This window comes from Frankia nepalensis (assembly GCF_016786325.1).
In the GTDB taxonomy this organism is placed as follows: domain Bacteria; phylum Actinomycetota; class Actinomycetes; order Frankiales; family Frankiaceae; genus Pseudofrankia; species Pseudofrankia nepalensis.
This window is the reverse complement of sequence record NZ_JADWYU010000061.1, coordinates 1-9,131: the sequence shown is the minus strand read 5'-3', so window position 1 is coordinate 9,131 and position 9,131 is coordinate 1. Positions and strand designations below refer to the sequence as shown.

Annotated in this window: 6 protein-coding genes and 1 pseudogene; 3 read left to right on the top strand and 4 right to left on the bottom strand. The window is 73.4% G+C overall.

The window, feature by feature from the left end; all coding sequences use genetic code 11:
• The 3 genes and pseudogenes from I6A81_RS42920 to I6A81_RS02750 form a co-directional block, all read left to right on the top strand.
• Nucleotides 1-593, top strand: a pseudogene (locus I6A81_RS42920) (hypothetical protein); the annotation flags it as partial.
• Nucleotides 594-1,041: 448 nt separating this feature from the next.
• Nucleotides 1,042-1,794 carry a precorrin-4 C(11)-methyltransferase gene (gene cobM / locus I6A81_RS02755; protein ID WP_203007369.1) on the top strand — a complete coding sequence of 251 codons (753 nt, stop codon included), beginning with the start codon at nt 1,042-1,044 and terminating at the stop codon, nt 1,792-1,794.
• On the top strand, nt 1,782-2,612 hold the full coding sequence (locus I6A81_RS02750; RefSeq protein ID WP_203007370.1) for a precorrin-6A/cobalt-precorrin-6A reductase: 831 nt from the start codon (nt 1,782-1,784) through the stop codon (nt 2,610-2,612). Before cobM ends, I6A81_RS02750 begins: the two co-directional genes overlap by 13 nt.
• Before the next feature lie 276 nt (nt 2,613-2,888).
• On the opposite strand, the gene I6A81_RS02745 is transcribed toward I6A81_RS02750, so the two are convergent.
• The 4 genes from I6A81_RS02745 to I6A81_RS02730 form a co-directional block, all read right to left on the bottom strand.
• On the bottom strand, nt 2,889-3,392 hold the full coding sequence (locus tag I6A81_RS02745) for a MarR family winged helix-turn-helix transcriptional regulator (protein ID WP_203007371.1): 504 nt from the start codon (nt 3,390-3,392) through the stop codon (nt 2,889-2,891).
• Nucleotides 3,393-3,976: 584 nt separating this feature from the next.
• Nucleotides 3,977-7,252 carry a fused isobutyryl-CoA mutase/GTPase IcmF gene (gene icmF / locus I6A81_RS02740; RefSeq protein ID WP_203007372.1) on the bottom strand — a complete coding sequence of 1,092 codons (3,276 nt, stop codon included), beginning with the start codon at nt 7,250-7,252 and terminating at the stop codon, nt 3,977-3,979.
• A gap of 306 nt (nt 7,253-7,558) precedes the next feature.
• Complete coding sequence (locus tag I6A81_RS02735; RefSeq protein ID WP_203007373.1) at nt 7,559-8,191, bottom strand: hypothetical protein; 633 nt, start codon at nt 8,189-8,191, stop codon at nt 7,559-7,561.
• Nucleotides 8,192-8,375: 184 nt separating this feature from the next.
• Nucleotides 8,376-8,702, bottom strand: coding sequence for a tRNA-binding protein (locus I6A81_RS02730; RefSeq protein WP_203007374.1), 327 nt, complete (start codon nt 8,700-8,702; stop codon nt 8,376-8,378).
• Nucleotides 8,703-9,131 lie beyond the last annotated feature (429 nt).

Here is a 9,131-nt window from a genome sequence, read left to right as displayed (position 1 = left end):
CGGTCGCGCCGGGGCGGGACGGCGCCGCCCCCGCCCGGGACACCGCCCGCGGGCGCGCGGGGGCGGTCGTGGGGCCCGGCCGCGGCGCGGCCGGGGCCCCCGCCGGATCGGCGACAGGGTCCCTGCCGGATCGACTAGGTCGATCCGGCAGGTCCGCTGGGAGGCCAGCGATCTGGGACGTCCGGGGCGTGCTGCGCGTCGTCGAGGGGCGGGCGCCGGGCGCGCTCGACGGGCTGCCCGCGCCGGACGCCGTGTTCGTCGGCGGCGGCGCGAGCACCCCCGGGGTGATCGAGGCCTGTCTGGCGGCGCTGCGGCCCGGCGGCCGCCTCGTCGCCAACGCGGTCACGATCGAGACGGAGGCGGTGCTCGCCGACTGGCGGCGCCGCGTCGGCGGCCGGCTGCGCCGGATCGCGATCTCGCGCGCCGAGCCGGTCGGCGCCTACACCGCCTTCCGCCCGGCACTCCCGGTCACCCAGTGGGTGCACACCATGCCACTCGACGCCCCGGCCGGCTCCGACTACCCGAACTCCGAGTACCCGAACTCCGAGCACCCGAGTGGCGGCGCGACCAGATCGACCAGCGGCCGGTCCTAGTGCCGCATCAGCGAAGATTTGCCCGCGCCGTAGGCCGGTGCCGTGGGCCGGTGCCCGTGAAGTGTCCGCGGTAACGCGGTCCCTGGCTCGCGTGACAGCGGACAGGTCCGGAGACCGCCCCGCCGGGGTCGGGCGGCCGGTTGCTTTGGTCGTTTGTGTCGTGTCCCCGGACTTGTCCGTCAGAACGCGGTCCCTGGCTCGCGTTCTGGCGGACACTTCGAGGCCGCCACTCACGGGACGGGTCAGTGGCCGGGTGGGTGTCGCTGGTACGGCACCAGCCCGGCCACCAGCCTGGTGGTCCCCCGGCTGGGCCTCACCTGCCCGGGCGGCCACGCCGCCGGGGGCCGGACCGCCGCCGCCCGTCCACTACCGCCCGTCCACTACCGCCCGTCCACTGCCGCCCGTCCACTGCCGTCTGTCCAAGCCACGAACTCCGGGGAGCGACGCGATGACCGTCCACTTCATCGGTGCCGGCCCAGGCGCCGCCGACCTGATCACTCTGCGCGCGCGCGACCTGATCGCCGCGTCGCCCGTCTGCCTGTACGCGGGCAGCCTGGTCGACCCGGCGGTGCTCGCGCACTGCCCACCGGACGCCCGGCTCGTCGACACCGCGCGGCTCACCCTCGACGAGATCGTCGGCCACCTCCTCGACGCCCACGCGGCGGGCCTCGACGTCGCCCGGCTGTGCAGCGGCGACCCGTCGGTGTTCAGCGCCGTCGCCGAGCAGATGCGCCGCCTCGACGCGGCCGGCGTCCCCTACGACGTGTGCCCCGGGGTGTCGGCCTTCGCGGCGGCCGCCGCCGAGCTGCGCCGCGAGCTGACCGTGCCGGGCGTCGCGCAGAGCGTCGTGCTGACCCGCACCAGCGAGAACGCCTCGGCCATGCCGTCCGGGGAGACGCTCGCGGCCCTCGGGGCCGCCCGGGCGACCATGGTGATCCACCTGTCCGTGCAGCGGATCGAGGCGGTGGTCGCGGAGCTGCTGCCGGTGTACGGAGCGGACACCCCCGTCGCCGTGGTCGCCTGGGCGTCCCGGCCGGACCAGGTCGTGCTGCGCGGCCGCCTGGACACCGTCGCCGCGGCCGTGCGCGCCGCGGGGATACGCCGGGCGGCGGTCATCATCGTCGGCGACGCGCTGGCCGCCGAGGGCTTCCGCGACAGCCATCTGTACTCGGTGGAGCGGGACCGCTCGTGCGTGTCCTGATCCTCGGCGGCACGCGCGAGGCCCGGGACCTCGCCGCCGCCCTCGTCGACGAGCCGGGCGTCACCGTCACGACGTCGCTCGCGGGACGGGTACGCGACCCCGCGCTGCCCGCGGGCGAGACCGTGATCGGCGGCTTCGGCGGGGTGGCCGGCCTGCGCGCGTTCCTGCGCGCCCGCGGGATCGAGGCCGTCGTCGACGCCACGCACCCGTTCGCCGCGACGATGTCCGCGCATGCCGTGGCCGCCTGCGCTCCCCCGGGGCACGGCGACGACCCGGCCGGCGCGCTGGCCGGCGATCCGGCGGGCCCGGGTTCCGTGCCCCTGCTGCAGCTCACCCGGCCTGGCTGGACGCCTGGCCCCGGCGACGACTGGCACCGCGCGCGGGACCTGCCGGCGGCCGCGGACCGGGCCCGCGCGCTGTGTCCCCCGGGCCGCGGGGTGTTCGTCACCACCGGTCGCCGGCAGCTCGCGCCGTTCGCCACCGACCGTGACCGCCACTACCTGATCAGGGCCGTCGATCCGCCCACCGACGTGCTGCCGCCCCGGCACACCGTCGTGCTCGACCGCGGCCCCTACACGGTCGACGGCGAGACACGGCTGCTGCGTGCCCACGACGTCCGGGTGCTCGTCACGAAGGACAGCGGCGGCGCGCTGACCGTCGCGAAGCTGGACGCCGCCCGGACGCTCGGCCTGCCCGTCGTCATGGTCGACCGGCCCGCCGCCACCGGCCCGGTCCCCCCCACCTGGCCGGACGTCGCCGGCGTCCTCGCCGCGCTGCGCGGCCTGGCCGCCGGCGGCCAGGCCGCCCCGCCGGCGTAGGGCGGTCGGCTCAAGGTCGCTCGCGTGACCGTCCGGACCTCCCAGATCTGCCCCGCGAACTCCGCCGATCCGGCAGGAACCCCGGCTCCGCCGCCGGGCGCTGAGCGCCCGCCCTGGCCGGTCCCGGGTCGGTCTGAAGGCCGGGGCCGGTCCTGGCCAGGGGTCGGGCTCGTGGCCAGGTCACGCGGGGCGGGCCGCTGGCGCGCGCTCCAGAGCCACCGGATCGGCATGCCGATCCGGTGGGGACACCTGGCCCCGGGCTCGGGCCGGGGTGGGTCAGAAGTCGCCGGCGGCGCGGCGCATGTCGTCGAGCAGGGCGACGAGGGTGTCGATGCCGCCCTCGGGCAGGCCGGGGTCGGCGAAGACCGTGTCGTTGAGCTTCTCCGTCGCGGCGAGCGCGGTCGCCCGGCCCTCGTCGGTGATCTCGGCGAGGATCGCCCGGCGGTCGGTCGGATGCGGGATGCGACGCACGTGGCCGCGGGCCTCGAGCCGGTCGACGGCGCTGGTGACGCTGGTCGGGTGGACCTGCAGGCGGACGCCGATCCGGTTGAGCGGGAGGCTGCCCGCGCGGCTGAACAGCAGCAGCATCAGCACTTCGTAGCGGGCGAAGGTCAGCTCGAACGGCCGCAGCACCTCGTCGACGCGGGCCAGCACGATCTGCTGGGCGCGCATCAGCGAGGTGACGGCGGCCATCCCGTCGGCTGCCTCGGCCCAGCCGTGCGCGGACCACTGCCGACGGGCCTCGGCGATCGGGTCGAAGGGGAGGGGCTTGCGCGGCACGGTACGGGCGCTCCGGCGGGTGCTGGCGCCGCCGGTCACGACGGCGCGATGTCGCGGTACTGGGTCCATTGCATCCCACGTCCGGACGTCATGGCAAAGCGGGGCGCCGTAGCGCGCCACCACGCCCTCCGGCCGCCGCTCCCGCCGAACCGCTGGTCGCTCGCCCAGCCGCCGCTCCCGCCCTCTTTGGCCGTCACCACAGGCGGGTAACCGACAACGCCCCGCAACCCAACCGACTTCCGCTGGACAGCGTCCGGCCACCAGCCCGCCCCCGGACCAACCCGGCCCAGACCCCGGCCCGAGCCGGCACCCGGTCCGCGGGGCGCCCAGCGCCCGACGTCCAGCCGCCGAACGGTCGCGCCAGCGACCCCCGAGGCGCCCAACCCTGTCTGGACGCCAGGGAGACGAACGACGGCACACGACCGAACGACCGCCGCCAACCAACGCGACCCCGCCAACAACCCGGCCTCGGACCAGGCCCAGCCCAGACTCCCGTCCCGGCCCGGGACCTGGTCCGGAGGGCGCTCAGCGCCCGATGCCCAGGCGCCGAGCGGTCGCGCCAGCGACCTCCGAGGCGCCTGGGCCTACACGTTGCGGCGGTACTGGCCGCCGATCTCGAAGAAGGCGTCCGTGATCTGGCCGAGCGAGCACACCCGGACGGCGGCCATCAGCTCCGCGAAGGTGTTGCCGCCCGCGGCCGCGGCGTCGCGCAGCCGGCGCAGCGCCTCCTGGGCCTCGTCCCGGTGCCGGTGGTGGAAGTCGGCGAGCCGGTCGAGCTGGGACTTCTTCTCCGCCTCGGTGGCTCGGGCGAGTTCGAGGGCGGTGGCGGCGTCGTCCGAGTCGTGCGGGGCGAGGAAGGTGTTGACGCCGATGATGGGCAGCGACCCGTCGTGCTTGCGGTGCTCGTAGAGCATCGACTCGTCCTGGATCCGGCCGCGCTGGTAGCCGGTCTCCATCGCGCCGAGCACGCCACCGCGCTCGGAGATCCGCTCGAACTCGGCGAGGACGGCCTCTTCGACCAGGTCCGTCAGCTCCTCGATGATGTACGAGCCCTGCAGCGGGTTCTCGTTGCCGGCGAGGCCCCACTCCTTGTCGATGATCATCTGGATCGCGAGTGCGCGGCGCACCGACTGCTCGGTCGGCGTCGTCACCGCCTCGTCGAAGGCGTTGGTGTGCAGGCTGTTGCAGTTGTCGTAGATCGCGCACAATGCCTGCAGCGTGGTCCGGATGTCGTTGAAGTTCATTTCCTGCGCGTGCAGGGACCGTCCGGACGTCTGGACGTGGTACTTGAGCTTCTGCGAGCGTTCGGCGGCGCCGTACTTCTCTCGCAGGGCGACCGCCCAGATCCGGCGGGCGACGCGACCGATCACGTTGTACTCGGCGTCCATGCCGTTGGAGAAGAAGAACGACAGGTTCGGCGCGAAGTCGTCGATCTTCATGCCGCGGGCCAGGTAGGCCTCGACGTAGGTGAAACCGTTGGCGAGCGTGAACGCGAGCTGGCTGATCGGGTTGGCCCCGGCCTCGGCGATGTGGTAGCCGGAGATCGAGACCGAGTAGAAGTTGCGGACCGAGTTCTCGATGAACCATTCCTGCACGTCCGCCATGCAGCGCAGGGCGAACTCGGTGGAGAAGATGCAGGTGTTCTGGCCCTGGTCCTCCTTGAGGATGTCGGCCTGCACGGTGCCGCGGACGGTCGCCAGCGCCCTGGCCCGGATGGTCGCGGCCTCGTCGGCCGACGGTTCACGGCCATTCTCGGCGGTGAAGTTCGCCAGTTGCTGGTCGATCGCGGTGTTCAGGAACATCGCCAGAATGGCCGGCGCAGGGCCGTTGATCGTCATCGACACGCTGGTGGTCGGCGAGCAGAGGTCGAAGCCGTCGTACAGCACCTTCATGTCGTCGAGGGTCGCGATGGACACGCCCGAGGTGCCGACCTTGCCGTAGATGTCCGGACGGGTGGCCGGGTCCCGGCCGTAGAGCGTGACCGAGTCGAACGCCGTGGAAAGCCGGGTCGCCGCCGCGCCCTCGGACAGGAAGTGGAAACGACGGTTGGTACGGAAGGCGTCGCCCTCACCGGCGAACATCCGGGCGGGTGCCTCGCCGGTCCGCTTGAACGGAAACACCCCGGCGGTGAACGGGAAGAGGCCCGGCAGGTTCTCCCGGCGCAGGAAGCGGACCAGGCGACCGTCATCGTCGATCTTCGGCAGCGCCACCCGCGGGACCTTGGTGCCCGACAGCGTCGTCCGGGTGAGCGGCGTGCGGATCTCGTTGTCGCGCACCCGGTAGACCATCTCGTCGCCGGACCGCTCGGCGACCAGCGCCGGCCAGCCCTCGATCTGCTTGCGCACGTCGGGATCGAGCGCGGCGTCGGCCTCGTCGCGCAGCGCCGCGACGGCCGCCGCCGGCGCCGGCGTGCCCTCGGGAAGGACGGCGGAGGCCGCGTCCAGCGCCTCGCGGGCGGTCGTCAGGTGCTGACGGCGCCGAGCCGCCTCGGCCTGCTGCTCCGTCCTCGCGTGGTAGCCGCGGACCGTCTCGGCGACCTCGGCGAGGTAACGCACCCGCTTTGGCGGGACAACGGTGGCCAGCGCGGTGGACGTCCGCCCGGTGACCGTCGGCAGCGTTCCAGGCCCGAGGGCGAGGCCGTGCTCGCCAAGCAGCTTCTTCAGCTCCTGGTAGAGCGCGGTGACCCCGTCGTCGTTGAACCGCGCGGCCGAGGTCCCGAAGACCGGCATCTCCTCCCAGGGAGTACCGAAGGCCTCTCGGTTGCGGACCAGCTGACGCGCCACGTCGCGGCGGGCGTCGTCCGCGCCCCGCCGCTCGAACTTGTTGACGGCGACGACGTCCGCGAAGTCCAGCATGTCGATCTTTTCGAGCTGGGAGGCCGCGCCGTACTCCGGCGTCATCACATACAGGGAGACATCGCAGAACGGCACGATGGCCGCGTCACCCTGCCCGATGCCTGGCGTCTCCACGACGACGAGGTCGAAGCCCGCCGCCTTGGTCGCGGCGATCACATCGGCGAGATGCTCGGGAACCTCGGAGCCGGCGGTCCTAGTGGCCAGTGACCGGAAGTAGACCGGGCCGCCGGGGGCGGTGTCGCCGAGAGCGTTCATCCGGATCCGGTCGCCGAGCAGCGCGCCTCCGCCGCGCCGACGGGTCGGGTCGACCGCGATCACCGCGATCCGCAGCTTGTCTTCCTGATCGAGTCGCAGCCGCCGGATCAGTTCGTCGGTGAGCGAGGACTTGCCGGAGCCGCCGGTCCCGGTGATTCCGAGCACCGGAACGGCGCGGCGGCTGGCCGCGGCGCGCAGCCCTTCGGCGAGATCCGAACCGCGGCCGGTCTCCAGGACGGAGATCGCCCGGGCGAGCGCCGCCTCGTCGCCCGCGAGCAACGCATCAAGCGAGGGCGCGGTGACCGCGAGGTCCCGGTCGCTTTCCTGAAGGGTGAGATTGATCATTGCCGGGAGGCCGAGGCGCTGCCCGTCGGCCGGCGAGAAGATCCGCCGCACGCCGCGCGCGTGCAGCAGTTCGATCTCCTCGGCGACGATGACGCCGCCACCGCCGCCGTAGACGTTGACGTGGCCCGCTCCGCGCTCGCGAAGCCGCTCGACCAGGTAAGTGAAGTACTCGACGTGACCGCCCTGGTAGGAGGACACGTAGACGGCGTTGGCGTCCTCCTGGACCGCCGCCGTGACCACCTGCTCGACGCCACGGTCGTGGCCGAGGTGAATCACTTCCGCGCCCTGTGCCTGCAGCAGGCGCCGCATGATGTTGATCGCCGCGTCGTGCCCGTCGAACAGCGACCCGGCCGTGACTGCCCGGAACGGGTAGACCGGCGTGTGGAGGGCGGAGGTCGCGCTCATCGGCATGCACTCCCCTGTAACGGCTCGCCGCGCGGCGAAGCTAGTTGGCAAACCGATAGTAGGACGTCCATCTATCGGATGCCAGCGAGACGATTGCCACGGAGCATGCGGCGGTGCCAGGCCGCCTGGCTGCCCCAGCCGTTGGCGTTCCTGTTCACCGGCCGCGGGCCCGAGGGCCATCGGCCATCGGCCATCGGCCGTCGGTCCCGCGGCTTCCCGGCCACTGGCCAGCGGCCGCTGGGCGCTGGGCCCTGGGCACTCGGCCCTGGCGCACGGCGCCAAACGATCGGGGCCGGGGTTGGACGGTCAGAGCCGGCTTACCCGCACCGTCGCGCGATAGGCGCCCGGGTCGACGGGACCGGTGGTGGTCCGCTCCGGCTCGAGCCGTACCAGGCGAATCTCGTGGCCCGCCACGGTGGCGGCGGGCCCACGCTGCCGATCGGTGTGCAGCTCGAGCGAGGTCTCCGGCAGGCCGGGACCCGAGACGCTGACGCTGACCACCGCGTCGCCGGCCCACACGCAGGCCACCTGATCAGATACCGGGCAGCGGCTGTCTTCCGGGACAGCGACGAAACGGACGGTGAACGCGCCACCGGCGAACCGCGCGGACTGCCCCGGCGCAAGTGTCGCCTCCTCAACCGGACTGACCGCCTCGGGCGTACCCGTGCCGGCGGCAGGCCCCGTGGGACTGGCCGGGCCGGGCGACGCCGGGCTCGTGGGACGTGCCGTCGGCGGCGGGGCCGTCGTACCGGTCGGCGCCGGATGGGGTTGTTGACTGGTCCCACTAGGCGACGCCGGCGAGCTGCCGATCGGGCCCGTGCCCTGGCCGGGCGCCGGCTCCGCCCCGTCAGAGCCGCAGGCCGCGGCGCCCAGGAACAGCGCCAACCCGGCGACCAGCACCAACGTCCGCAAGCCCTGCACCCGGATGACACCAGCCACTTCCGCACCTCCAGGGACCGCCGGTTCGAGGGCCAGTGGTTCAGCGGCCGGCGGTTCGGGGGTCCGGGTCCGGAAGCCGTCGGTCGACGTCACGCTGTTAGACGTCGCGCGCCACGGTCAGGTTCGGATCGTCTCCCGAGCCGCTCGTCCTACCCGCGGGGCCTTGTCCTGGGCGATCCGGGCCCTAGGCGATCCGGCTGCCGAGTTCCGTACCCTCGGGAACGCCGAGAAGAGTGACCAAACCGTCCTCCCCCACGGCGCCGAGCACCAGGCATTCGCTGCGCACCGGACCAATCTGCTTCACGCCGAGGTTGACGGCGACCACGACGAGACGGCCCAGCAGTTCGTCGCGAGAGTAGTTGGTGACCTGCGCGCTGGTCGTCAGTACACCGGTCCCGGGCCCCACATCGACGGCCAGGCGCCAGGCCGGCCGCCGCGCCGTCGGGAAGTCCCGCACGTCCACGATTCGGCCGACCCGCAAGTCGAGGCGACCGAACTCGGCCGGCGTCACGTCCGGCAGCCTCGCCGGCGGCCACGTGTCTTCTCCCACCCTCGCGACTCCCCTCTCTCCCGCTTGGTCTCCCGCGCGGCGTGCCATACCGATGATTCCGGGCGTCCGGTCCGGCAGAGAGAGCGTGTAGCGGGTCCGACGCAGAACCTTTCCCGCGGATTGCCACCCACGTGCCGTGGAACGCGGAGATCCACTGGTCGGCCGTGTCGGGTCATACCGTGTGGCTGTGAAAGGGGTCGGATTCGCAGCCACAGCGCATGACCGGATCACCGCGGTGATGTCACGGGGATGGATGCCTGGTGGGCGCGGCGAGGAGCCGTCCGGGGCGTGTCCCGGGTGGGGGCGGTGCGTTCCAGCCCCGTGACCCGCTAGCCGCCCAAGACCCTGGGCGAGTGCCCGCCAGGCCGCGGGCCGCCCGGTACGTCCCGC